This is a genomic window from Paraburkholderia rhynchosiae, assembly GCF_002879865.1.
GTDB classification, from domain to species: domain Bacteria; phylum Pseudomonadota; class Gammaproteobacteria; order Burkholderiales; family Burkholderiaceae; genus Paraburkholderia; species Paraburkholderia rhynchosiae.
The window spans coordinates 125,974-146,632 of the sequence record NZ_PNXY01000004.1; the positions used below are offsets into that span (position 1 = coordinate 125,974).

25 protein-coding genes and 1 pseudogene are annotated in these 20,659 nt (G+C 62.2%); 13 read left to right on the top strand and 13 right to left on the bottom strand.

Annotated features, from left to right (window positions below; all coding sequences use genetic code 11):
- Positions 1-52: 52 nt before the first annotated feature.
- Together C0Z16_RS07125 and C0Z16_RS07130 are read right to left on the bottom strand one after the other, a co-directional pair.
- Complete coding sequence (locus C0Z16_RS07125) at positions 53-514, bottom strand: VOC family protein (RefSeq protein ID WP_102631468.1); 462 nt, start codon at positions 512-514, stop codon at positions 53-55.
- 67 nt (positions 515-581) lie between these two features.
- Positions 582-878, bottom strand: coding sequence for a hypothetical protein (locus tag C0Z16_RS07130; protein WP_102631469.1), 297 nt, complete (start codon positions 876-878; stop codon positions 582-584).
- 182 nt (positions 879-1,060) lie between these two features.
- On the opposite strand from C0Z16_RS07130, the gene C0Z16_RS07135 reads away from it, so the two are divergent.
- A complete protein-coding gene (locus C0Z16_RS07135; protein ID WP_102631470.1) occupies positions 1,061-1,504 on the top strand; it encodes a hypothetical protein in 444 nt (147 codons plus the stop codon).
- Positions 1,505-1,698: 194 nt separating this feature from the next.
- On the opposite strand, the gene C0Z16_RS07140 is transcribed toward C0Z16_RS07135, so the two are convergent.
- Positions 1,699-1,920, bottom strand: a complete 222-nt coding sequence (locus tag C0Z16_RS07140; RefSeq protein ID WP_102631471.1) for a DUF2795 domain-containing protein — start codon at positions 1,918-1,920, stop codon at positions 1,699-1,701.
- Positions 1,921-2,124: 204 nt separating this feature from the next.
- Between C0Z16_RS07140 and C0Z16_RS07145 the strand changes: the two genes are divergently transcribed.
- The 3 genes from C0Z16_RS07145 (at position 2,125) to C0Z16_RS07155 (ending at position 5,173) form a co-directional block, all read left to right on the top strand.
- On the top strand, positions 2,125-4,293 hold the full coding sequence (locus C0Z16_RS07145; RefSeq protein WP_102631697.1) for a response regulator: 2,169 nt from the start codon (positions 2,125-2,127) through the stop codon (positions 4,291-4,293).
- Positions 4,294-4,357: 64 nt separating this feature from the next.
- A complete protein-coding gene (locus tag C0Z16_RS07150; protein WP_102631472.1) occupies positions 4,358-4,573 on the top strand; it encodes an FmdB family zinc ribbon protein in 216 nt (71 codons plus the stop codon).
- Positions 4,574-4,657: 84 nt separating this feature from the next.
- A complete protein-coding gene (locus tag C0Z16_RS07155) occupies positions 4,658-5,173 on the top strand; it encodes a low affinity iron permease family protein (protein ID WP_102631473.1) in 516 nt (171 codons plus the stop codon).
- Positions 5,174-5,178: 5 nt separating this feature from the next.
- On the opposite strand, the gene C0Z16_RS07160 is transcribed toward C0Z16_RS07155, so the two are convergent.
- The 6 genes from C0Z16_RS07160 to C0Z16_RS07175 all read right to left on the bottom strand — a co-directional run bounded on the left by C0Z16_RS07160 (position 5,179) and on the right by C0Z16_RS07175 (position 7,853).
- A complete protein-coding gene (locus C0Z16_RS07160; RefSeq protein WP_102631474.1) occupies positions 5,179-5,811 on the bottom strand; it encodes a ParB/Srx family N-terminal domain-containing protein in 633 nt (210 codons plus the stop codon).
- A gap of 77 nt (positions 5,812-5,888) precedes the next feature.
- Positions 5,889-6,182 (bottom strand): DUF6723 family protein, encoded by a 294-nt coding sequence (locus C0Z16_RS07165; protein ID WP_102631698.1) that lies wholly within the window; start codon positions 6,180-6,182, stop codon positions 5,889-5,891.
- A 169-nt stretch (positions 6,183-6,351) separates the two neighbouring features.
- Positions 6,352-6,477, bottom strand: coding sequence for a hypothetical protein (locus tag C0Z16_RS39315; RefSeq protein ID WP_279635054.1), 126 nt, complete (start codon positions 6,475-6,477; stop codon positions 6,352-6,354).
- Between the two features lie 45 nt (positions 6,478-6,522).
- On the bottom strand, positions 6,523-6,951 hold the full coding sequence (locus C0Z16_RS07170; protein ID WP_102631475.1) for a GFA family protein: 429 nt from the start codon (positions 6,949-6,951) through the stop codon (positions 6,523-6,525).
- A 41-nt stretch (positions 6,952-6,992) separates the two neighbouring features.
- Positions 6,993-7,145, bottom strand: coding sequence for a hypothetical protein (locus tag C0Z16_RS38095; RefSeq protein ID WP_167403495.1), 153 nt, complete (start codon positions 7,143-7,145; stop codon positions 6,993-6,995).
- A gap of 162 nt (positions 7,146-7,307) precedes the next feature.
- On the bottom strand, positions 7,308-7,853 hold the full coding sequence (locus C0Z16_RS07175; RefSeq protein WP_102631476.1) for a DUF4142 domain-containing protein: 546 nt from the start codon (positions 7,851-7,853) through the stop codon (positions 7,308-7,310).
- A 299-nt stretch (positions 7,854-8,152) separates the two neighbouring features.
- Between C0Z16_RS07175 and C0Z16_RS38100 the strand changes: the two genes are divergently transcribed.
- Both C0Z16_RS38100 and C0Z16_RS07180 read left to right on the top strand, forming a co-directional pair.
- On the top strand, positions 8,153-8,326 hold the full coding sequence (locus tag C0Z16_RS38100; protein WP_167403496.1) for a hypothetical protein: 174 nt from the start codon (positions 8,153-8,155) through the stop codon (positions 8,324-8,326).
- Positions 8,327-8,402: 76 nt separating this feature from the next.
- Positions 8,403-9,482 carry a glycosyltransferase family 4 protein gene (locus C0Z16_RS07180; RefSeq protein WP_102631699.1) on the top strand — a complete coding sequence of 360 codons (1,080 nt, stop codon included), beginning with the start codon at positions 8,403-8,405 and terminating at the stop codon, positions 9,480-9,482.
- A gap of 46 nt (positions 9,483-9,528) precedes the next feature.
- Here the strand turns inward: C0Z16_RS07180 and C0Z16_RS07185 are convergent, their stop codons facing one another.
- Positions 9,529-9,936: an Hsp20/alpha crystallin family protein gene (locus C0Z16_RS07185; RefSeq protein WP_102631477.1), complete on the bottom strand. Its 408-nt coding sequence runs from the start codon at positions 9,934-9,936 to the stop codon at positions 9,529-9,531.
- Positions 9,937-9,959: 23 nt separating this feature from the next.
- Positions 9,960-10,400 (bottom strand): Hsp20/alpha crystallin family protein, encoded by a 441-nt coding sequence (locus tag C0Z16_RS07190; protein ID WP_102631478.1) that lies wholly within the window; start codon positions 10,398-10,400, stop codon positions 9,960-9,962.
- A 252-nt stretch (positions 10,401-10,652) separates the two neighbouring features.
- On the opposite strand from C0Z16_RS07190, the pseudogene C0Z16_RS38655 reads away from it, so the two are divergent.
- Positions 10,653-11,030 (top strand): annotated as a pseudogene (locus C0Z16_RS38655) (hypothetical protein); the annotation flags it as partial.
- Between the two features lie 31 nt (positions 11,031-11,061).
- On the opposite strand, the gene C0Z16_RS07200 reads toward C0Z16_RS38655, so the two are convergent.
- On the bottom strand, positions 11,062-13,407 hold the full coding sequence (locus C0Z16_RS07200) for a hybrid sensor histidine kinase/response regulator (RefSeq protein WP_102631479.1): 2,346 nt from the start codon (positions 13,405-13,407) through the stop codon (positions 11,062-11,064).
- Positions 13,408-13,699: 292 nt separating this feature from the next.
- Between C0Z16_RS07200 and coxB the strand changes: the two genes are divergently transcribed.
- From coxB to C0Z16_RS07230, 6 genes are read left to right on the top strand one after another with little or no spacing between them, the layout of a single operon-like run.
- The gene (gene coxB / locus C0Z16_RS07205; protein WP_102631480.1) at positions 13,700-14,785 is read left to right on the top strand and encodes a cytochrome c oxidase subunit II; all 1,086 of its coding nucleotides are present in this window, start codon (positions 13,700-13,702) and stop codon (positions 14,783-14,785) included.
- Positions 14,782-16,731 carry a cytochrome c oxidase subunit I gene (gene ctaD, locus C0Z16_RS07210; RefSeq protein WP_102631481.1) on the top strand — a complete coding sequence of 650 codons (1,950 nt, stop codon included), beginning with the start codon at positions 14,782-14,784 and terminating at the stop codon, positions 16,729-16,731. Before coxB ends, ctaD begins: the two co-directional genes overlap by 4 nt.
- Complete coding sequence (locus tag C0Z16_RS07215) at positions 16,728-17,378, top strand: cytochrome c oxidase subunit 3 (RefSeq protein ID WP_102631482.1); 651 nt, start codon at positions 16,728-16,730, stop codon at positions 17,376-17,378. The genes ctaD and C0Z16_RS07215 overlap by 4 nt, the downstream gene beginning before the upstream one ends.
- Positions 17,379-17,389: 11 nt before the next feature.
- Positions 17,390-17,722: a hypothetical protein gene (locus tag C0Z16_RS07220; protein WP_102631483.1), complete on the top strand. Its 333-nt coding sequence runs from the start codon at positions 17,390-17,392 to the stop codon at positions 17,720-17,722.
- Positions 17,695-18,675, top strand: a complete 981-nt coding sequence (locus tag C0Z16_RS07225) for a cytochrome c oxidase assembly protein (protein WP_102631484.1) — start codon at positions 17,695-17,697, stop codon at positions 18,673-18,675. The genes C0Z16_RS07220 and C0Z16_RS07225 overlap by 28 nt, the downstream gene beginning before the upstream one ends.
- Positions 18,672-19,967 carry a c-type cytochrome gene (locus C0Z16_RS07230; RefSeq protein ID WP_102631485.1) on the top strand — a complete coding sequence of 432 codons (1,296 nt, stop codon included), beginning with the start codon at positions 18,672-18,674 and terminating at the stop codon, positions 19,965-19,967. Before C0Z16_RS07225 ends, C0Z16_RS07230 begins: the two co-directional genes overlap by 4 nt.
- Positions 19,968-20,020: 53 nt before the next feature.
- Here C0Z16_RS07230 and C0Z16_RS07235 read toward each other — a convergent pair whose 3' ends face one another.
- The gene (locus tag C0Z16_RS07235; protein ID WP_102631486.1) at positions 20,021-20,530 is read right to left on the bottom strand and encodes a GNAT family N-acetyltransferase; all 510 of its coding nucleotides are present in this window, start codon (positions 20,528-20,530) and stop codon (positions 20,021-20,023) included.
- Positions 20,531-20,659 lie beyond the last annotated feature (129 nt).

Consider the following 20,659-nt stretch of genomic DNA (forward strand, 5'->3'; position numbering starts at 1 on the left):
CGAGCACTGAACAACCGGCTTCTCGGTGCACTTTCGCGGCGCTTGGGTTGCGTTATACCCAGCCTTCTATTTTCAGGCCGCTCGCACGTTCCGCTTCTTCGCGCGATACCGCGCGCACGGTCTGCCCGAAACTCCAGATATGTCCTTCGGGATCGCGGGCCGCATAGACACGGTCGCCGTAAAACTGATCCGCCGGTTCGCGGGTAATGATGGCGCCGGCCGCGCGCGCCCGAGCGCAATGTTCGTCGAGGCCCTCACGTAGTTGTACGTGCACCGATTGCGTGTTCTTTCCGCCAATCGAAGCCGGACTCGCGGAGTCTTCCGACCATTCACGGCTGATCATCACGTAGCTGTCGCCGAAACGCATTTCCGAATGGGCGAGCTGCCCAGCGTCGTCGGTGATCACCATTTGCCGCGTAAAGCCGAAAGCCCGTTCGAGCCACTCCAGCGCGGCGAACGGATCCTGGTAGTACACGGCCGCGCCCAATGAGGGGCGATGCAACGATTCGCTCATAGCGGTCCCTTTCTAGTCGGGCGCCAAAGCGCTCGAATGCTCATGCATTCACTCGCACGTTGGCGCGTTATTGACTGCCCGAGGCGGCGCTTGCCGCACTGCCGGGCATGCCAGGCATACTCGCTGCCGCTGCCGCGCTGCTCGCTGTCCCGGGGCCTCCCATCGCCGCGAGACCGCTTGCGCGCTTGGCGGCGTCGCTTTGACCACTCGTTCCATTCGCGCCCGCGGAGTTGCTCATCACACCGCTGCTGCCGGAACTCATGGTGTCCTTGCTGGTGTCATCGACCTTCTTGCAACCGGACGCGCCGATTGCCAGTGCGGCAATCGATACGGCCAGCAACGCGCGTTTTAGATCCCAATGCATGGTAGCACCCGTTCGGTTCGTCGCGCGGGGCGCGGCATGTATTCTTCAATGGTTCGTCGGTATCGCGGGCGCAGCATCGGGCGTGCCTGGCCACGCATCGGCGCTTCGCGCGCGACGCGGCAAGCCGCTTGCTTCGACGCTAATCTCACGCAAACAAAACCGCACGCGAAAGGAGAGGAACCATGCTGCTCAGCGACGGAGAACTTGCGCGTCTCGACGGAGTTGCGCCGTTTCTGGAGAGCGAGGCCAGGACCTCACTCACCTTTGCACCGGAGTACGAAGTGACGGCCGAGCTGCAAGCGCATCTGCAACCGGGCTTGCGTGTTCGTGCGCCGGCTGTGCACGCGGCGGCTCGCGCTCCGGATTCGGATTCCAATCCCGATCCCGATAAGCCGCCCTATCCGCTCAATCTGTTTGTCGGCCTACCGCTCGACGAATTGCGTAATCTCGCGCACGCCGACGACATGGCGCGCGAGGCGATGATCGCGCGCTTCGGTGCCACATTCGCGCCGCGTCTGCTGCGCGCGATCGAAACCGGAACGCCGGGCGCAATCAATCTTGACGCCGGCGTGCAAAACGAACCGGGCACCTTGTCAGTGATGCTTGAGGCGCTGTCCGAATTGTGACGTTCGCGCCGCTCCGGACCGGCACAACGCGCGCAACTGCTGAACCCGCGCAGTCCTGACTGCCGGCACAGCTGGCCAGCACAAGCTTGTAGTTACTTCCGCGTGCTTGCAGATTTGACAGCGGACGGCGGCGCGTCGCGTGCTCACGCGTGCGCCGTTTCCTGATCGTCACTCCTGAGCGTCATTCCTCGCCGTCATTCATTACCCACGCCCTTCGATACCTCCGCGGGACTCCCATACTCCTGCTCCGGCAGGCGTTCCAGCGCGTCGAGTACTTCGTCGTCGGCGCCGTTGCCTTTCGCCGTATCGAGCAGACTCGCTTTGTCAGCGGGGTACGAGGCGCCCTTCAAAGCCTTCTGGACATCGATGAATTTGCGGATCGGACCGCCGTTCGAATTCGTCCTGGACGTTGGCATGTGCATCTCCTTCACGTTCGCGATCTAAGTGGCAGACGATGCAGCATCGCGCGTTCCTTGCGACCCTGTGGAAGGTTTCGTGCCGCGACGAAGATGCGGCTCGGCATCTGCCGCATCGGGAATGAATCTGGCTCGTCATACGCATTAGGCCGCCGCAACACGAGCGGCTCACTTTCGTCACCCAAGCAAGCAAGGGATCTTGCCGTGAGCACTGCGGACCGCGAAGCCATTCTTGTCAACCAGCAAGCGATTCTGGCGCGATTCGGCGAACTTGCGCTTCGCTCGGATGATCTTGATGAGATTCTCAGCGAAGCATGCCGGCTCGTCGCCGAAGCGCTGCAAACGGATATGGCGAAGGTCATGGAATTGCAGAAGGACCGCATCACCCTCATCGTGCGTGCGGGCGTCGGCTGGCCGCCCGGCGTAGTCGGCCAGGCGCGGGCGCGAGCGGAGCGCGGCTCATCCGAGGGCTATGCGCTGCAAACAGGCAAGCCTGCTATTTCCCCTGACATCGCCAATGAAAAGCGCTTCCGTTACTCGCAGTTCATCGTCGATGCGGGCGTGAAGGCGCTCATCAACGTCGTCATTCTTGGCGGAAAAGACCGGCCGGCGTACGGCGTGTTGCAAGTGGACAGCCGCAAGCCGCGCGACTTCAGCGACGCCGACACCGAATTTCTGCGCTCGTACGCGAACCTGCTCGCCGCGGCCGTCGAGCGGCTTCGAATCGCCGCCGAAACGCGCAAGCATGCCATTTCGCTGCGGGAGAGCGAGGAGCGCTATCGCATGCTGGCAACGCAGATTCCGCAACTGGTTTTCACTTCCATGAGTACCGGCGAGCGTACATGGGGCAGTCCGCAGTGGATCGAATACAGCGGCATTTCAGAAGAAAACAGTCTCGGCCTTGGATGGCTCGAAGGGATTCATCCAGACGATCGCGAGGCGACGATGGCGGCGTGGAGCACGTGCGAGGCGAAAGGAGAATATGCAGTCGAGCACCGCATCCGTCGCGCGTCCGACGGCGCCTACCGCTGGTTCCAGACGCGCGCAACGCCGGTCCGCGCCGAAGGCCGCACGGTGACGTGGCTCGGCACATCGACGGATATGGAAGAGCAGGCTCGCGCACGTGAAGCGCTCGAACGCAGCAGCGAGGAACTCGAAAGACGCGTCTCCGAGCGCACGGCGGAATTGCAGCGGGCGCTCGATACGCTTCATCGCGAAAGCCGCGAACGCTCGCGCGCCGAAGAACGTCTGCGCCACAGCGAAAAACTGAAGGCGATTGGCCAGCTCACCGGCGGCATCGCTCACGACTTCAATAACATGCTGCAGGCCATCATGAGCTGCCTGAGCCTGATTCGCGTACGCATGCAGCAGGGCCGGCCAACCGACGTCGTCACGCTCGTCGAGCGGGCGGAGAAAGGCGCGGTCCGTGCGGCGACGCTGACCCACAGGCTGCTCGCGTTTGGCCGGCAGCAGACGCTCGAACCGCGCCTGGTAAGCCTCGATGCGGTCGCACACGACATGGAGGATATGATTCGCCGGGTTGTCGGCGCGGGCATCAATGTGGAACTGAAGCTCGGCGACGGAACCTGGCTCGTGCAATGCGACCCGAACCAGATGGAAAGCGCGCTGGTGAATCTATGTGTGAACGCTCGCGATGCGATGCCGGACGGCGGCTGGCTCACCATCAGCACGAGCGAAGTCGTCCTGAACGAAGCCGACGTCACCGGATTCGAAGAGGCGCAGCCGGGACGTTACTGCTGCATTGCGGTGTCCGACACCGGCACCGGCATGTCGCCAAAGGTCGTGGAGCATGCCTTTGAACCGTTCTTCACGACGAAGCCGTCGGGCCAGGGCGTCGGCCTTGGCCTCAGTCAGATTTATGGCTTCGTCAGGCAATCCGGCGGCATCGTGCAGATGGAGACGGCCCTGGGCAAAGGCACGACCGTGCGCCTGTGCATGCCGGCTTCCGTGCAAAGAGAAGATGTGGAGGAAAACCGCAACGACCCCGCGAAAACCATCGTGCTTGTCGAGGACGAAGAGATCGTCCGCGAAGTCACCGCGGAACAATTGCGGGAACAGGGTTATCGCGTGCTCGAAGCGGATAGTGGCGCCGCTGCGTTGAGGCTCCTGCATGCGGGCGCCCGTTTCGACCTGCTCATCAGCGACGTGGCTCTGCCCGGCACGATGAACGGACGGCAAATCGCGGAATCCGTCAGACAACGCTATCCGTGGATGCCGGTTATTCTCGTCACCGGTTATGCGCCGGGCGATGCGCTCTCGGATATGGAAGTGATCCGCAAACCCTTTCGTCCAGAAGTACTGGCCGACCGGGTGCGCGCCAAACTCGAGCAATTGCGAACGGACGTGGATTAAATTATTCAGCCTCCACACGCGGCGATTTGCCGTTACTTTTTATTGATCACGCAGATCGAACTCCATGCCAGTTTACGACTACGAGTGCACCGAATGCGGCGGCTTTGAAACCGTTCGCCGCATCGCCGAAAGAGACGAACCCGCGCTCTGTCCGCAGTGTGGAGAGGCCGCAGCGCGTGTTGTCATCGGTGCGCCCTCGCTCGGCGGCGGTTCGCCGGACACCCGCGAGCAAACGGGAAGTTATGGCATGCGCCACCGCGGCGGGTGTTCGTGTTGTTGAAGCTGGAGCCGCTTTAGCGGGAATAGCAAAGCCCCGGCACACAGTGTGCTACGAATGCAGAAAGGGCAATTCTCGGAGAAACAAATGCGACAAGGAGAAGCGGGGTCCAGCGCGGACAGTATCGATACCGTTCCGCCGACGTCTAGCCCTGCCTACGCGGCGAGCAATCCGGTCACGCGAGCGTTCGACGCTTTCGCGAGTTCCGTCACGCGACTTGCCGGTTCGCCAATTGCGTTCGGGCTCGCTATGATCACCATCATCGTCTGGGCTGTGACAGGTCCGGTATTTCACTTCTCCGACGCGTGGCAACTAGTTATCAACACTGGCACCACGATCATCACTTTTCTGATGGTCTTTCTGATCCAGCAAAGTCAGAACAAGGACAGTGTCGCGATGCATCTGAAGCTCAACGAATTGCTGGCCTCTCATCGTGCGGCGAATAATCAGTTGATCGGTATTGAAGACGCGTCGGAAGACGACCTGCGCCGGCTCGCCGCCGCGTATCTGCGGCTGGCTAGCCGGGTCGGCGCGCATGGCAAGGAAACCGTCGACGTGGACGCGTGCGTTGAAAAGGGCACGCAGCATCCGCGGCCGAAATAAGGTGCTTAATCCTGCGCGTGGCCGGCTTTGGATGCGGCGCCCTGCTCATCATCAGGACCGATATAGCCGGGCAGGCCGAGGGCTGTCCTGCTTTGAGCGAGTTCAACCGCTCGTTGTACGAGCGCGTTGTATTCGGCGTCGTTCGCGGGAAGCGGCAGCATGTGCCGGAACAGATCCGCCCAGCGAAACTCCGCCAACGGCACATTCGTCTTCCGATAACCGCCAGCATCGCGCACCGACGCGGCAAGACTGCGGAATTCATCGTCGATCATGTCCCACAGATGCGGCGGCATGTCGGCGAAAGAGACCCGCTGGCCGCGTTGATCGTACGGATAGGTCCAACGGTTGTCTTCGAGCGTAAGCCAGAATTCGGCCGGCGAGGATGTCGACAGATCCCTGACCAGCACGACGGGTGCCGACTTTATGTCGGCATGCCATAGCGCCGCAGCGACGTGATGATGATCGATAGCGAACGAATCACCGCCGGGCCCGAGAACGATCGGGACAGGCTTTTCCGCAATGGCCATCTCGAGATCGTGACCGGACAACGACTGATAGGACCTCGTTTTCTCCTGTATCTCGCGCAATCCGCGAGTCACTTGCGTCGGGCGCAAACGCTCGATGTCCAGCGTCTTCATCGATGTCTCCCATCGTGGATGTCCCTGCTCGACGACTCGCGCCTTCGCTCATAGGGGGCTGCTCGCCCTGAGCGCGCTCACCGCTCGGGGTTCAGCAGATCCGCCGCAACGACGTCCGCGCCCTTGCGCGCCGCCGCCTCGCGTGCTTCGAGCGCGGTCTCGAACGGTCCGATCATGGGCGCGCCGTCGTACGGAAAGATCAGACGGTCGTCCGTGGTCCGCACGACTTTCAGGTCGCCGGTGAACGTGCCCGTCGCGGTGCGTCGATAGGTCGGGTAGATCCTGTAATCGCTTGCGGTGGCGGGTGTACCGTCGGGCGATGCAAGATCCCGCAGCGAACTATTATGAAAGTGCAACTTCCTTCTCACCATCTCAATCCCTGCAATTGCGATCGTCGGCTGTTTGTTGGCTTTGCAAAGGAACGCATAACGACGGCGCACACGCGGACACGGCGCACATTGAATGTGCGCCGCGACCTCCCGCGTGATGCGGGGCATTCAGCGCCCAAGATGAGGCGCCGGCAAAACTTTCAGCAGCGAATCAAGGCTGACGTTGGCCACCCTGATGCTGAGGCGTCTTCTGCTGATTCTGCTGTTGCTGCCCGTTCTGCTTGCCCGCGTTCTTCGGATTGCCCGGTTGCGTATTGGATTGCTTCGGATCGTTCATCTCGGCTCCTTTACCTGAAAGTCACGGCCGCTCGTCGTTCCTCGACTACTCGGGGCTGTCCTGCCGGTATTCGGTACGGACACCTTTGGGCAGCCATGGCTCTTTATGACAACACCATAGTTCGTAGGTCGGCTCGTAAAGGCCGGTGCGATCGAATGCGCCGAGCGGTATGTCCAGCTCATCGCTTCCCACGTATTCCATGAACGCGACCGACCCGCACGTCGGGCAGAAATGTCTTCGCCCTTCCTGCGAGCTTTGCCACGCCTGAATCGGGCCGGAAAACTCCACTGCGTCGCGCGAAAACATCGCATACGCGCCAAATGCACTGCCATGTATGCGGCGGCACGTCATGCAATGGCACAGCGATACTCGCCGAGGTTGCGCGCTCACATGGAAGCGCACGGCTCCGCACGCGCAGCCGCCGGTCTGTTCGACTTGCCCGCTCTGTGTGTTCTGTGCGCTTCCCGTGTCCACGCGGTTCTCCCGACCCAAGGTTGCGATGTCCTTCGAGCGCGTTACTTGTCGCTCTTTTTCGGAATCTTCTTGCCCGATTTGCGGGCCTGATTCAATGCAATGGCGACCGCCTGTTTCTGCGGCTTGCCATGCTTCGCTTCCGTCTTGATGTTGCGCGACACTGTTTCTCTGGATGTCCCTCTCTTTAGCGGCATGATCCTCTCCTATCAGTTGACGCGTTGATCAAAGGGCAGCCCTTGCGCAGTGCGGCTGCAATGAAAACACAGCACGCCACGTGCCACGTGGCGCGCCGCACGGTTGCCGGCCGCAATGCAACGACGGACGCCGCCTCGCGCGCTATCTGCGGCGCGGCACCGTTACTGTTGAGCGACGCCCTTCTTCGAGGCGAGCTGCTCTGCGCGCTGGTAATGCTCCTTGATGGTCGGGAGCGCCTTTTGGGCGGCCTTCTTCAGATCCGCGTTCTGCCCGTCGGCAATTTCTTTCTCGAACGCGGCAATGGCCTGCTTATGCCCTTCGAGGCCGACCTTCTGGATATAAGCATGATCGAATTCCTTACCCTTGAGCGGCTTCAGCGCGTCGAGCACACTGGTGTCCGAATTGTCCTTCGGCACTTCCACGCCATGCGGCGCGGCCATCTTCAGTTGGACCGTCAGCTTCGTGTGGTCGAGCATCATGTGATGCGCGAACGATTTCACGTCCTTGTCGCTGGAGTTGCTCGTCGCGAGTTTCGCCGCGTCGATTTCAGTCGACGAAGACATCGAGGCGGCCTGAACAAAGTCTTTGTCCACCTGCGCCAGCGGATTGGCCGCGGTAGTTGAAGCGGCTTCTGTCTGGGCATTGGCAGCAACAGGAAGCAGGCTGAAACAACCGCACGCGACTGCAATTAATGTCATGTTTTTCATGCGTATCCTCACTCATGTTCGAACGGGGTAGCCAGGGTGACGCAATATTCGTTGCGACATCCGGGGGCGCAGCAACCGGCATGCCGCGGCGCGTCAACCGCCGGGATTTTTGTTCTCTCTGTCAAACGTGCATTTCCGCCTGAGCGATGGAATCTCTCCTGCACGAATTTCCGCGGGGACAGGCAGCCATTACAACCTCCTGCCCCGGACCCGAAGCGCGGTCTCACCACTCATTCTGCGGCAAGCGGGATCGCGCCTTGCTCGTTGGCCGTTGCCAACCAAACCCGCGGGAGAACGCAATGGCGACGAAACCGAAAGATCCAGACGACACCATGCAGAACGAAGCCGACGATGAGTCGAACGAAGGAACATTCGAAACCGACGTGTCCGAAACCGGCGAGGACGGCACCACCGTCCGGCAAGCGGAAGTCAAAGAGAGCGACTTGTCGGAAGTGAAAAAAGACCAGTCCTGAAGCCATGCACGGCGATCGCCGTCCGCATTCATCGCGGACGGCGATCGCAACTCAACCTCCATTGCACGATCGCCCAGTGAGAATCGCTCAAGTCGCCCCCCTCTATGAAAGCGTTCCGCCCAATGCCTACGGCGCCACCGAGCGCGTGGTCTCCTACCTGACTGAAGAACTCGTTCGACGAGGCCACGAGGTCACGCTGTTTGCCACCGCCGACTCGCGCACAGCGGCGCGGCTCGTGCCCATTTGCGAGCGCGGATTGTGGCGCGACACCGCCGTGTGGGACACACTCACGCATCACGTGAGGCAACTGGCTCGCGTCGCGCATCTCGCGAATGAGTTCGACGTCGTGCACTTTCATGGCGACCCGTTGCACTTTCCGCTCACCCAGTCGCTGCCGTGCAAATCGCTCACCACGCTGCACGGACAATTGCTGCCAATGGATCACGGGCCGCTCTTTCGTGAGTTCGCGTCGGCGCCGCTCGTGTCGATCTCCGACGATCAGCGCAAGCCCGTTCCGTCTGCGAATTGGCAAGCAACGATCCTTCACGGTCTGCCGCGCGACGAATTCGAATTTCAACCGGATCCCGCGCCTTATCTGCTGTTTCTCGGCCGCCTGATGCCTGGCAAGCGGCCCGATCTGGCCGTCGACATTGCGCGGCGTGCGGGACTGCCGTTAAAAATGGCCGGCAAGGTTCACCCTGGAGAGCGCGAGTACTTTGCGCAGCAGATAGAACCGCTGCTTCAGCGTTCGAGCGACTTCACCGACTTTCTCGGCGAAGTGGGCGGCACGCTGCGTAAGCAACTGATCGCGAATGCGCGGGCGCTGCTGTTTCCAGTGGAATGGCCCGAGCCCTTCGGCATGGTCATGATCGAGGCAATGGCATGCGGCACGCCGGTCATTGCATTTCGGCGCGGCGCGGTGCCGGAAGTGCTGGAGCATGGAGTCAACGGCTTTATCGTCGATGACGTCGAAGAGGCCGTTAATGCGGTGGCGCGCATCGGCGACATAGATCGCGCGCGATGCCGCCGCTCGTTCGAGCAGCGCTTTACGGCCGCACGCATGGCCGACGATTACCTGCAAGTCTACGAACGCCTGCTGGCCGGAACGCGCGCGGCGGTGCCGACATCGAACGCCGATGCGCAGTTATACGGCTAGACACAAGAAAAGCTACGGCCCCAGGCCGGGGCCGTAGCAAGCGGCATTAGCCGACGTTGACTTCAATGCGGCGTGGCCGCGCTTCTTCCCGCCGCGGAATGGCGAGCTTCAACACGCCGTCCTGAAGATTCGCTTCGATCTTCGACGTGTCGAATTCCGCGCCGAGCATGAATGAGCGCGAGAAATGCGGCGCGCGAATTTCCGCATGCTGCAGGCGCAATCCTGCGCGCGTCGGCACGCTCGCCTCCGCCTCGATATGCAGATTGCCGTCGTGCACGCGCACTTCCAGCTTCTCTTTCGACACACCCGGCAGATCCGCCCACAGCGTCACGCCATGCGCGTTCTCGATCACGTCGACGGGCGGCGTGAGCGTGGTGCGCGGCTCGGCCGGCTCGCGCTCGCCACGCGCCACAGGTTGCTGCTCCTGTTGAACAACTTCGGTCGTATCGTTCATGATTCGCTCCATCGTCAATGAGATCACTGAATGGTGACTGCGCGAGGCCTGGACGATTCGCGCTTGCCGACACTGATCGACAGGCAGCCGTTTGAATAGTGCGCCTCGACCTTGTCGGGATCGGCCTGTTGCGGTAGCTCGATCACGCGGCGAAAAGAGCCGGTAAAACGCTCCTGCGCGTAGTGGCGCGTGGACTCATCCGCTTCCGGCGTGATGCGCTTGCGCTCGCCGGCAATGGTCAGCAAACCTTTATCGATCGACACCTCCAGTTGCGACGCATCGATGCCCGGCGCAAATGCCACGATTTCGATTGAGTCGTCGGTGGTGCCGATATTGATTTGCGGAAAAGCCGACAGGCGGCCGGAGCGGATGCTCGAAGGGAAACCGCCGAACAGCGCCGACATCTGCTGTTGCAGACGATCGAACTGGCTGAACAGGTCGGTCGCGAAGTAAAGGTCACTCATGATCGTTTCCTCCTCGGTAGTGCCGGGGCAAGGAGACGGATGAGCCTACGCGCTCCAGTCCGTCCGCCCGCACCCGCTGACAGACAAATCGAAACACGCAGCGCGCCGCCGGAACGGCGCGTCTGCCTGAGCGAAATCTAAAATAGATGCCGCCACATCGATTTCAAGATCCTTCACGCAAATTTTTTGCCTTGAAAAGTAGATGCGAAACCATATAGTCGTGCGAGATCAAAACGTGTCGGAGAATGAGGCATGGAATTCGATTCAGACCGGCTCACTCCTGGCACGGCATCGCGTACGTCTGCGCTCGCCAAGGGGCTTTCGCACCGAAGGACTGCGAACCGCCGTGCACGTCACACGCATTGCGATCGGGAACAACAGGAGCGCACGAGCGCGGCCCATGGATGTTGCAGTGCGAGAGGAAAAAACGTACGACTATCGGTAGGGACAACCTCTGCCGACGACCGGCCTTGCGCCCCGCAACTCGAAACGGCGATTGCCAGCGTGCCAGGCATGATGCCGTCGCAAGTCCGTATCTTCGTGACGGTCGTCACACAGGAGGAAGTGGATTTCCACTTCGGCGTTTATGAGCGGATGCTGGCCGGGAAGTTCAGCGGATTGCCGCCGATCCCCGCGGCCGCAGCGAGTAGTTGCATGCCCACTATTGATCGAAGCCGCGCAGCATGGCGCTCAATTCATCCATGCTATAGGGCTTGCGAAGCGCTCCCCAATGAAACGGCAGTGTGTTGACCGGCGGCATTTCGTGACCCGATGCAAAAATGACGCGCAGCGCGGGCCGTAATTGCGCGGCCCGGCGCGCCAGTTCGAGGCCCGACATGGCCGGCATCGACAGATCGGTGATCAGCACATCGCATGGTTGCGCTTCGAGCATGCGCAGCGCTTCTTGCGGCGAATCCGTAAGCGCCGGCTCGTGGCCTAGCAACTTCAGCAATTCGCCGATCGCCTCGGACGTCTCCAGATCGTCGTCAACGAGAAGTATGCGCAGGCGCGTGACTGCCGCGGCATGCACTTCGGGTTGCGCGCCGTGACCGTTGCGGGTGAGTGGAGGAGCGCCGAGTATCTGGCGAATCTTGTACGCGAGCTGTTCGCGGCTGTACGGCTTGCTCAGCAATTCGACGCCCGGGTCCAGCCGGCCGCCGTGAACGATCGCATTCTGCGTGTAGCCCGATGTAAACAGCACCTTCATACGCGGCAATAACTGCACTGCCTGCGCAACCATGGCCGGGCTGCGCAGCGGGCCCGGCATTACCACGTCGGTAAACAGCAGATCGATATGCACGCCGCTGCGAATCACCGCGAGAGCCTGCTCCGCGTCGTTCGCCTTCAGCACGCTATAGCCTAGCCCCGTGAGCGTGTCGACCACGGTCGATTGCACTTCCTGATCGTCTTCCACCACCAGGATCGTTTCGGTGCCGCCGAGCAGCGTCACGGGAGGCGCGGCCGGCGTTTCGACCGCCTCTTCGGTCGAGCGCGGCAGATAGATCTTGACCGTCGTGCCGAGCCCGACTTCGCTGTAAATCCGGATGTGGCCGCCGCTCTGCTTCACGAAGCCGTAGGCCATGCTGAGCCCGAGGCCCGTGCCCTGCCCTTCGGGTTTTGTCGTAAAGAATGGATCGAACGCGCGCTGCACGACTTCTGGCGGCATGCCCGTGCCCGTATCGGTCACGGCGAGCATCACGTATTGACCGGCGGGCACATCCGGAACGCCTGCAACGTACTGATCGTCGAGCATCGAGTTCGACACTTCCATGGTGAGCCTGCCGCCGTCCTTCATCGCGTCACGTGCATTGATCGCGAGATTCAGGATCACGTTTTCCATCTGATGCACGTCGACGAGGGTATTCCACAGGCCGCCTGCCACCACCGTTTCGATCTCAACGGTTTCTCCAAGCGCGCGGCGCAGCAGGTCGTCCATGCCGCGAATCGCGGCGGCGAGATTGATGACGATGGGCCGCAACGGCTGCTGGCGTCCGAACGCGAGCAGTTGCGACGCGAGCTTCGCGCCGCGCTCGACGGCGTCGATCGCCTTGTCGAGGCGCTCGCGAGTCCATCCGTCGCGTTTATGCCGGCTTTCCAGCAGTTCCAGATTGCCGCGCAGAATCTGCATGACGTTGTTGAAATCATGCGCGACGCCGCCGGTCAGCTTGCCGATGGCTTCCATCTTTTGCGATTGCACCAGCGCGACGCGGGTCTCTTCCAGCAGACGATTGGCTTCCATGCGCTCGGTGATGTCGCGGGTGATCTTTGCAAATCCGACCAGCGCGCCCCCGTCGCGAATTGCGTCGATCACGACGTGCGCCCAGAAACGCGAGCCGTCCTTGCGCACGCGCCAGCCTTCCGCCTCGAAGCGGCCATCGCGCGCGGCCGCGGCAAGGCCGCGCTGCGGCAGCCCGGTCCTGGCGTCCTCCGGTGTATAGAACCGCGAAAAATGCGAGCCGATGATTTCGCTCGCCGCGTAGCCCTTGATGCGGCGCGCGCCCGAATTCCAGTTAGTCACCATGCCTTCCGGCGACAGCATGAAAATCGCGTAGTCGGTCACGCCGTCGACCAGCAGGCGAAAGCGCCGTTCGCTTTCGAGCACCGCGTCGTGCACCGTCTTCTTGTCGGTCATATCGCGCACGATCTCGCCGAAGCCGAGCAGTGCGCCGTCGCCCGAACGCAGCGCTGTGAGAACCACGCTTGCCCAGAATGGGCTGCCGTCCTTGCGCAGGCGCCAGCCTTCGCTCTCGAAGCGCCCTTCGCGTCGCGCGGTAGCGAGCGCTGTTTGAGGAAGGCCCTTGGCGCGCTCGTCGGGGGTATAGAAGATATCTAGCGGCTGGCCGATGACTTCCTCTTCGCCAAAGCCGTGAATGGCCTCGCCGCCCTGATTCCACGATCGGATGCGGCCATCTTCGGACAGGCCGATCACCGCATAGTCGCGCAAAGATTGAATCCAGATGTTGGCCCAATTCTGGATGATGTCATCGGGCTCGTATGCATGCGCCATTAACCTGCTCCATGGAGAATAGGCCGACGACCTAGTCTGCAATTTAATGCGCCGGGAACGGCGCACCGCGTATTTTCTTCTGTTGTTCCGTATTGTCTTGCACGCAAAGCCTTTAAATGTCACCGCCTTTGGGCTTTATGCGTATTGCGACATTTTATTAGCGAACGCGCGCGATATGAAGCGGTGTTTCCGTAAGGGCCGCTTCCGCTGGACGTAAGCGTTTGGGAACCCGTAGGTACGCCGATTGCTACCTTGTCGCAAACGCCCCATCCCGAACCCACCGCGCGGAAGTATGCAAACAGGCCACGCACCTCGACGCCGCCTGCCAGGCGCTGCACACAAGCTGCTGCGCGGCCCGCTTCCGCTTTGGCTCGGCGGCGCCGGTTGCTGTGGCCTGACGTTTTGCGCCCATGCAGAGTCTGCCCATGATGCGCTCAGTCCGGCGGGCGTGCAGGCGTCGCACATCTTCGGGCTGTGGACTCTCACGCTGACAGTCTGCTCGCTGGTGTTCGCGGCCGTGCTGATCGCGCTGCTGCTCGCGATGACGCGCGCGCCGCGCGTGAACCGCGATGCCCGACCCGACCTGGGCTCCCTCGAACGTCCGGAAAGACGCGTGCGCCGCGTCGTGAGCGGCGCGTCGATCGTGTCCGTGCTCCTCCTGTTCGGCCTGCTGCTTGCCGACATCATGACCGACCGCGCGTTGTCGCGGCTGCCTGTTGCCGACGCGGTTCATCTGCAGATGACCGGGCATCAATGGTGGTGGGAAGCGCGCTACGCCGACGAGTCCCCCGGCGGCGGCTTCGCGGTCGCGAACGAACTGCACGTGCCGGTGGGACGGCCCATCGTGATCTCGCTCAAAGCCGACGATGTGATCCATACGTTCTGGGTGCCAAACCTGCACGGCAAGAAGGACATGATTCCCGGCCGCGAATCGACGATCGAGTTTCGTGCCGACCGCGCCGGCACTTATCGCGGACAATGCGCCGAATTCTGCGGCCTCGAACATGCATTGATGGCTTTCACGGTCGTCGCGGAGCCGCCCGCCGAATACGACGCGTGGGTCGCGCGTCAGCGCCTGCCCGCGCCGCAACCGGCCAACGCGCTCCAGGCGCAAGGCGAGCGCCTGTTCATGAGCGGCAACTGCGCCGGTTGCCACACAGTGCGAGGCACGTCTGCGCAAGGCGTGCTCGGCCCCGATCTCACGCATGTGATGAGCCGCCCGATGCTCGCCGCCAACACGTTCGAAAACACGCGCGCCAATCTCGAGTCCTGGATCAAGGCGCCCGGCAGCATGAAGCCCGGCACCACGATGCCGGCGAACCAGTTTTCGCCGCAAGACCTCGATGCTGTCGTCGCATGGATCGGAAGCCTTCAATGAGTGAACATCATGCCGCTTCGGGCCGCGCTATACGCCATCTGGTGGACGGCCCCGCCGCCGGGCCGCAGGTCGTCGACGCCCTTGCGCGCACGTGGAGCGACCCGCCCGGATGGCTCGGCCGGCTTTCCGCGATCAATCATAAGACCGTCGCGCGGCGCTTCGTGATCACGACGTTCGTGTTCTTTCTGCTGGGCGGCCTGCTCGCGCTCGCGATGCGCCTGCAACTCGCGCGGCCCGGCAATCGTCTCATCGGACCGGAACTGTACAACCAGCTTTTCACGATTCACGGCACCACGATGATGTTTCTGTTCGCCGTGCCCATCATGCAGGCCGTCGCCACCTGGCTCGTGCCGCTGATGATCGGCGCGCGCAGCGTCGCCTTTCCGCGAATGAATGCATACGCGTACTGGGTATTCCTGTTCGGCGGCGCGACGCTGTACGTCGCGTTCTTTCTCGGCGCCGGTCCCGACGCAGGGTGGTTCAGTTATGTGCCGCTCGCCGGTCCCGATTATTCGACAGGCAAAGGCATCGACATCTGGGCGCAGATGATTACGTTCACCGAACTTTCGGCGCTGCTCGAAGCGGTCGTGTTGATCGCGACGATCTTCAAGATGCGCGCGCCGGGCATGTCGCTCAATCGCATGCCGCTATTCGTGTGGGCTACGCTCATCACGCAATTCATGGTGCTATTCGCGATGCCCGCAGTGATGCTCGGCAGCACTGCGTTGATTCTCGACCGGCTCGTCGGCACGCATTTCTATAACGCGGCGCGCGGCGGCGACGTGCTGTTATGGCAGCACCTCTTCTGGTTCTTCGGCCATCCCGAGGTGTATCTGATCTTCATTCCGCCGCTCGGATTCCTCTCGTCGATCATTCCCACTTTTGCGCGCCGCCCGATTTTCGGCTATCCGGTGATGGTGCTCGCGCTGATCATGACCGCGTTTCTCGCCTTCGGTCTGTGGGTGCATCACATGTTCGCGACGAGTATTCCGGCACTCGGCAAGAGCTTTTTTACCGCTGCCAGTCTGATGATCGCCATTCCATCCGGCGTGCAGATCTTCTGCTGGATCGCAACATTGTGGACCGGCCGCCTTAATCTGAAGACACCGCTGTGGTTCGCACTCGGCTTCTTCTTTATTCTCGTGCTCGGCGGCATGACGGGCGTGATGCTCGGCTCGGTTTCGCTCGATCTGCAAGTACACGACACCTACTTCGTGGTCGCGCATCTGCATTACGTGCTGCTCGGCGGAGCGGTATTTCCGCTATTCGGCGCGTTCCACTACTGGTATCCGAAAGCGACCGGCCGTCTGATGAACGAGACGTTGGGGCGCCTGCAATTCTGGCTGTTCTTTATCGGCTTCAACGTTACCTTCTTTCCGATGCATCTACTCGGCCTGCACGGCATGCCGCGCCGCGTGTGGACTTATCCTGGCGGCATGGGCTGGGACGGCATGAATCTGACCGCCACGATCGGCGCTGCGACGATCGGCGTGAGCGTGCTGATTTTCATCGTCAATGCACTGCATAGTTACCGGCATGGCGAAGTGGCGGGCGCTGATCCGTGGGGCGCGGGCACGCTCGAGTGGAGCACCGCGAGTCCGCCGCCGCCGCACAATTTCGACGCACTGCCGGTGGTTCACGGACGCGATCCACTATGGGAACCGGGCGCGCAGCCGGCAAATGTCAGTGGCCTCGCAGCCGAGTCGCGCGAAGTTCTGTCGACTACCGCGCTCGATGCGCTGCCCGACCTGCGTCTGCTGTTTCCGTCGCCATCCATCTGGCCGTTTGTCAGCGCGGTGGCGACCACCGTGCTGTTCATCGGCTCGATCTTTTCGCCGTGGGCCGTGGTGTGGGGCTCGGTGCCGGTCACCATCGCGTTGATCGGCTGGTTCTGGCCCAATCGCGGCCAGAATAAGCGGGCGCTTCAACTGGAGCAACGGCCATGACGGAGCTCCGGAAAGTGCCCTTGAACACGGCGTCGAATGACGACGGCGCCGCGCCTGCGTTGATGCTCGACGTGCGCTATCTGCCGAGCTTCGGCTTCGGACATCGGAGCCTCATGTGGTGGAGCACTGTGTGTCTGATGCTGATCGAGGGCACTGTGTTCGCCATCGCCGCGATGGCGTACTTCTATCTGCGCGGCCTCACCGCGAACTGGCCGCTCAACGCGGCGCCGCCTGCGCTGGTGTGGGGCACCGCCAACACCGTGATCCTGATGTTGAGCATGTGGCCGAATCAGCTCGCCAAGCGGGCCGCCGACCGCCAGGAACGCGCCCGCTCGCGTTTGTGGCTCTCGGTATGCCTGCTGTTCGCGTTGGTGTTTCTGGTCCTGCGCGGCTTCGAATTCGCGGCGCTGAACGTGAGCTGGTACACGAACGCCTATGGTTCTGTCGTATGGCTGCTGCTCGGCCTGCACACCACGCACCTCATTACCGACGCCGTGGATACCACAGTGCTCGCCGTGTTGTTGTTCACCGGCCCGTTCGAAGGAAAACGCTTTGTCGATGTCAGCGAGAACGCGCTGTACTGGTATTTCGTCGTACTGAGCTGGTTGCCGATCTACGCGGTGATCTATCTCGCTCCACGGTTGTGATGGAGGTTGCCATGCGAACCTGGCTTGCGCTCCTTGGTGCGCCCTCCGCGGTACTCGCCGCGCTGAGCGCCGACTATGCACTCGTCACGCCCTCGTGCGCGTGGCGAACCCTCCTGCCTCTCGGCAGCGTGACGGGCACGGCGCTGCTGTTTTCGATGGTCGCGACGCTGCTCGCGTGGCACCGCTGGCGCGAAGCCGACGCGATTGCTCCCGCGAGCGCGCCCGCACTACCCGCGCGGCCCGCGATGCTCGCATGCGCGGCCACCTGGATCGGCATGATTTCGACGCTCGCGCTCGTCGCAATGTGGATACCGCAATGGCTCATTTCTCCCTGCGTGCAGTGAACATGTCGACGACCCGTCTACCCGCTTTCGCCGCGGCGTTCGTCACGGCTTGCGCTCCTGTCTGCGCGCAAGCGCATGTGCTGACCGCTGCCGAGCGAAGCGCGCCACCTGCGCTGCGCTGGACATTCGAGCCATGGGTCGTCGCTTTGCTGATCCTGAGTCTCGCGCTATATGTGGCGGGCTATCGGCGCCTGTGCTCACGCAGCAGACGTGGCCGCGCTATTCGAGTTCGCCGACTGAGCGCCTTTGTACTCGGATGGCTCACGCTCGTGGCCGCGCTGGATTCGCCACTCGATGCATTGAGCGCCGCGCTCTTTTCCGCGCATATGGTCCAGCATGAATTGATGATGCTCGTCGCCGCTCCGCTTCTCGTGCTTGGCCGACCGCTCGCCGTCTGGCTATGGGCGTTCCGGCCTGCGTCGCGGCATGCGATAGCGGCCGCAGTGCGCACGCCGGCGTTGCGTGGTCTGTGGCGCTCGCTGTGCGCGCCGGCCGTCGCCTGGCTGCTGCATGCGGCCGCATTGTGGGCGTGGCATATGCCGCGCCTTTTCGAAGCGGCGCTTGCGTCTCCCGTCATTCATACGCTGCAGCACGCGAGTTTCCTGCTGAGCGCGCTGCTGTTCTGGTGGGTCGTCTTCGGGGAAGGCACGCGGCGCGATCAAAGCGGCTACGCGATGTTGTCGCTGTTCACGACGATGGTCCACACCGGCGCGCTCGGCGCGTTACTGACGCTCGCGCCGGGGCTCTGGTATCCGGCGTATATCGAGCCCACGTCGGCGCTCGGCTTCGATCCGTTGCAGGACCAGCAGCTCGGCGGACTCGTGATGTGGGTGCCCGGCGGTCTCGCGTATCTGATCGCGGCGCTCGCAACGGGCGCTCGCTGGCTGATGCACCGCGCGCCCGTGACGTTCATACCGAATGCGCTGGCCGCGCGCCGGGACAGTGGTTCATGACGCGGCACTTCAAACATCTGGCGCTGTACGGTGCCGCGATACTCTGCGCAGTGCTTGCGCCGCGCGTCAGGAGCCAACCGTCGGGCGCGGTGGACGCCGCGCTCGTCGCGCGCGGCGAGTATCTCGCGAAAGCGTCGGATTGCGCGGGCTGCCACACTGCCGTCGGCGGGCAAGCCTATGCGGGCGGCCTCGGACTTACGTCGCCGTTCGGCACGATCACCAGCAGCAACATTACGCCGGACCGCCGCTACGGCATCGGCGCGTACAGCTACGAAGATTTCGAGCGGTCGGTACGCGAGGGTGTCTCGCCTGGCAACAAGCGGCTCTATCCGGCCATGCCGTATGCGTCGTTTTCGAAAATGTCCGCCGACGATATGCGTGCGCTCTACGTCTATTTCATGCACGCCGTAAAGCCTGTTTCCCAACCGGTGCCGCCGATCAAGGTTCCGTTCCCGTTCAATCAGCGCTGGACGCTCTATTTCTGGCAACTCGTGTTCGCACCGAAAGAGCCGTATCAGCCGAAGCCCGGACGCGACGCTCAATGGAATCGCGGCGCGTTTCTCGTGCAAGGCCCCGGCCATTGCGGCGCATGCCACACGCCTCGTGGCCCGGGTTATCAGGAACGCGGCTACGACGAATCGTCGTCCGCATACCTGACGGGTGGCGTCAATGACAACTGGTTCGCACCGAATCTCACTGGCGATTCAGGCTCAGGCCTCGGACGCATCGGCGAAAAAGATCTCGCTGCCTTTCTGAAGACGGGCCACGGTGCGGGCGTTTCCGCGTTCGGTTCGATGGTCGAGCAAGTGGAAGACAGCACGCAATATCTGACCGACGAAGATGCGCTAGCAATAGCGCATTATCTGAAGTCTCTGCCCGCGCAAAAGCCGTCGGGACATTACGACCCGCATGCGCAGCCCGATTTGCCGACGCGCAATGGGAATCGCATTGACGCGCCCGAATCTGTGGGCGCGCGTGTCTATATCTCGTTCTGCGCGCAATGTCACGGTGTGGAAGGCGCGGGCGTGCCTCATGTGTTTCCTCGGCTCGCGGGCAATCCGGCAGTGATCACGGAAGACACGACATCGCTGATTCGCCTGATGGTGGAAGGCGGCAACAGCCCCGCGACTATCAGCGGACCGCCGCGCCAGGCCATGCCGGGCTTCGCTCAAACGCTCACAAATGCGCAAATGGCATCCGTGCTTTCGTGGATTCGCGCTTCATGGGGCAACGACGCCCGGCCCGTGACCGCGAACGACATTCAATCGTTGCGTCAAAAATTGCACAAGTAACGCGGTAAATCGCGCACAACCGGCGAGGCGCTCTTTACGCAGGCGCCAATGCTTCAGGCATCGCGCATTGTCGCCTTGCGCTGGTTATCGGGCGCCTGGCCATCGATACGCTTCTCGAAGCAGCACCATTGCGCCTTGCTCACATACGGCCCATACGGCGCAATGCGATGAAAGCCGTGCTTCTCGTAGAACTCGATAGCGCGGCGATTCTTCACGTGCGTCCCAAGCCACAAAGCCAGGTAGCCGAGCTGTCCGGCGTCTTTCTCGAGCCGCGCGAGAATCGCGCCGCCCACGCCCTCCGCGCCGGGACGCGCATATAGGCGCTTGATCTCGGCGATATGCTCGCCCAGTGGCCGGAAGGCGCCGCAGCCGAGGGGCGTTGCCGCACCGCTTCTCGCGACCAGAAAACGCGAGCGCTCCAGTGCGACGTCGCGAATGGAAAAGCGGCTCTGTCCGCCATCGCCGGTGAACAGTGCAAGCGTGGCGCTCAATTCGTCGAGCAACGTCTGCGCGTCGGTGGAGGACGGGTCCTCACGATTGATAACAATTGTCGGGAACATCATGGGCGTCGCCTCCTTTTCCATCGCGTGCGAAGCAGAAACAGCAAACGCTGTACCGATTGGAGCGGTATGGCACATGAATGCCAAGAGGCAGTTCACCCAAAAAAACGGCTCGCCGATTGGCGAGCCGAA

What these genes read in the sequence shown, in the direction of transcription:
- C0Z16_RS07125 (WP_102631468.1), bottom strand. Translation starts at nt 514, where the DNA reads ATGAGCGAATCGTTGCATCGCCCCTCATTGGGCGCGGCCGTGTACTAC.
- C0Z16_RS07130 (WP_102631469.1), bottom strand. Translation starts at nt 878, where the DNA reads ATGCATTGGGATCTAAAACGCGCGTTGCTGGCCGTATCGATTGCCGCA.
- C0Z16_RS07135 (WP_102631470.1), top strand. Translation starts at nt 1,061, where the DNA reads ATGCTGCTCAGCGACGGAGAACTTGCGCGTCTCGACGGAGTTGCGCCG.
- C0Z16_RS07140 (WP_102631471.1), bottom strand. Translation starts at nt 1,920, where the DNA reads ATGCCAACGTCCAGGACGAATTCGAACGGCGGTCCGATCCGCAAATTC.
- C0Z16_RS07150 (WP_102631472.1), top strand. Translation starts at nt 4,358, where the DNA reads ATGCCAGTTTACGACTACGAGTGCACCGAATGCGGCGGCTTTGAAACC.
- C0Z16_RS07155 (WP_102631473.1), top strand. Translation starts at nt 4,658, where the DNA reads ATGCGACAAGGAGAAGCGGGGTCCAGCGCGGACAGTATCGATACCGTT.
- C0Z16_RS07160 (WP_102631474.1), bottom strand. Translation starts at nt 5,811, where the DNA reads ATGAAGACGCTGGACATCGAGCGTTTGCGCCCGACGCAAGTGACTCGC.
- C0Z16_RS07165 (WP_102631698.1), bottom strand. Translation starts at nt 6,182, where the DNA reads ATGGTGAGAAGGAAGTTGCACTTTCATAATAGTTCGCTGCGGGATCTT.
- C0Z16_RS39315 (WP_279635054.1), bottom strand. Translation starts at nt 6,477, where the DNA reads ATGAACGATCCGAAGCAATCCAATACGCAACCGGGCAATCCGAAGAAC.
- C0Z16_RS38095 (WP_167403495.1), bottom strand. Translation starts at nt 7,145, where the DNA reads ATGCCGCTAAAGAGAGGGACATCCAGAGAAACAGTGTCGCGCAACATC.
- C0Z16_RS07175 (WP_102631476.1), bottom strand. Translation starts at nt 7,853, where the DNA reads ATGAAAAACATGACATTAATTGCAGTCGCGTGCGGTTGTTTCAGCCTG.
- C0Z16_RS38100 (WP_167403496.1), top strand. Translation starts at nt 8,153, where the DNA reads ATGGCGACGAAACCGAAAGATCCAGACGACACCATGCAGAACGAAGCC.
- C0Z16_RS07185 (WP_102631477.1), bottom strand. Translation starts at nt 9,936, where the DNA reads ATGAACGATACGACCGAAGTTGTTCAACAGGAGCAGCAACCTGTGGCG.
- C0Z16_RS07190 (WP_102631478.1), bottom strand. Translation starts at nt 10,400, where the DNA reads ATGAGTGACCTTTACTTCGCGACCGACCTGTTCAGCCAGTTCGATCGT.
- C0Z16_RS07200 (WP_102631479.1), bottom strand. Translation starts at nt 13,407, where the DNA reads ATGGCGCATGCATACGAGCCCGATGACATCATCCAGAATTGGGCCAAC.
- coxB (WP_102631480.1), top strand. Translation starts at nt 13,700, where the DNA reads ATGCAAACAGGCCACGCACCTCGACGCCGCCTGCCAGGCGCTGCACAC.
- ctaD (WP_102631481.1), top strand. Translation starts at nt 14,782, where the DNA reads ATGAGTGAACATCATGCCGCTTCGGGCCGCGCTATACGCCATCTGGTG.
- C0Z16_RS07215 (WP_102631482.1), top strand. Translation starts at nt 16,728, where the DNA reads ATGACGGAGCTCCGGAAAGTGCCCTTGAACACGGCGTCGAATGACGAC.
- C0Z16_RS07220 (WP_102631483.1), top strand. Translation starts at nt 17,390, where the DNA reads ATGCGAACCTGGCTTGCGCTCCTTGGTGCGCCCTCCGCGGTACTCGCC.
- C0Z16_RS07225 (WP_102631484.1), top strand. Translation starts at nt 17,695, where the DNA reads ATGGCTCATTTCTCCCTGCGTGCAGTGAACATGTCGACGACCCGTCTA.
- C0Z16_RS07230 (WP_102631485.1), top strand. Translation starts at nt 18,672, where the DNA reads ATGACGCGGCACTTCAAACATCTGGCGCTGTACGGTGCCGCGATACTC.
- C0Z16_RS07235 (WP_102631486.1), bottom strand. Translation starts at nt 20,530, where the DNA reads ATGATGTTCCCGACAATTGTTATCAATCGTGAGGACCCGTCCTCCACC.